We start from the raw sequence: 1,268 nt of genomic DNA on the forward strand, positions 1-1,268 counted from the left end.
GCGGTGAACAGGCCGCCGATCCGCACGCCCCAGATGTAGGACAACATCACAGCGAGACCGACGCTGATCACGGCGAAGCGGGCCACGTCCAGGAAGATGCGGGGCATCCTTTTGCGCCAGCTCTTTTCGGGCGCGCCCTCGAACACGGTCACGTTGAGCCCCGAGAGCACCAGCACCAGCACCAGGAACCCGAATACCGTGGTGAGGATCCGCACCGGGATATTTCCGGCCGGTACCTCAAAGGCCTGGACAAGCAGCAGCAGCAGCGCGCCGAGCGGCACCAGGTAGTTCCGCAACAGGCTCACCGGCCTCGCCAGGCGGCTGTTGCGCCGCGCCAGCGCGTCTTGCAGCTCGGTGAGAATGATCAACCCCAGGGGGAGGCCGACCGCGATGCCGATCGCCCAGTAGAACCACGACGATTCGAAGGCGTTCATCACCGCTCCAGCAATCGGTAGATCGCCTGATCGGTGCCGCCGACCGGGATGGTGCCGGCGGGAGCGAACTGCCGCACGTCCTGCATCGCCTCGTACACCTGCGAGCTGACATAGATTCCGGGTTGCGGCGCGCCACTGTGCATTTGATATGCCAAACTGACGGCGCCGCCCCACATGTCGTAGACGAGACTGGAGCGACCCACCAGCCCGCTCACCACGTTGCCGGTGTTGACGCCGATCCGCAGCGCCAGCTTGTGCTCGCTTTGGTTGTTGAACCGCTCGATGATGCGGCCGATCTCGAGTGCGAAGTCGACGCTGCGATGGATGCTGTCCAACCGGGGAGTGACGAGCCCGCAGCTGGCGAGGTAGCCGTTGTGCACGGTGCGGATCCGTTCGATGCCGATCGATTCGGCGGCGGAGTCGAACTGGCGGAACAGGTCGTTGACGATGTCCACCAATTCGCCCTCCGGCAGTTTGGTGGAGAGCTCGTCGAGGCCGAAGATGTCGGCGTAAATGATGGCGACGTCCTGGTGCTTGGCGGCGATCGTCTCCTCGCCGTCGCGATAACGCTGCACCACGGAGTCGGGCATCAACGCCAGCAGTAGTTGGTCGTTTTCGCGACGCTGCTCGTTGAGCAGCTCCTCCTTGATCGCCAAGTTGCGGCTCATCTCGTTGAACGCCGCCGTCAGGTCGCCGAATTCGTCGCGGGACTTGACCGGGATGTTCACGTCGTAGTCGCCGGAACTGATCTTGCGCGTGCCGTTCTCCAGGCGGCGGATCGGCTGCACCGCCGCCCGGGCGACGAGCATCGAGGCGACACAGATGGCGAAAATC

At 64.2% G+C, this 1,268-nt stretch carries 1 protein-coding gene and 1 pseudogene; both read right to left on the minus strand.

Annotated elements, in window-relative coordinates; genetic code table 11:
- Positions 1 to 434, minus strand: a pseudogene (locus tag AC2VON_RS13450) (hypothetical protein); the annotation flags it as partial.
- On the minus strand, positions 434 to 1,268 hold an 835-nt coding region (locus AC2VON_RS13455), incomplete at its 5' end, for an adenylate/guanylate cyclase domain-containing protein (protein ID WP_486953413.1). The gene AC2VON_RS13455 and the pseudogene AC2VON_RS13450, both read right to left, overlap by 1 nt.

It is taken from the genome of Mycobacterium sp. TH-M82, from assembly GCF_057473605.1.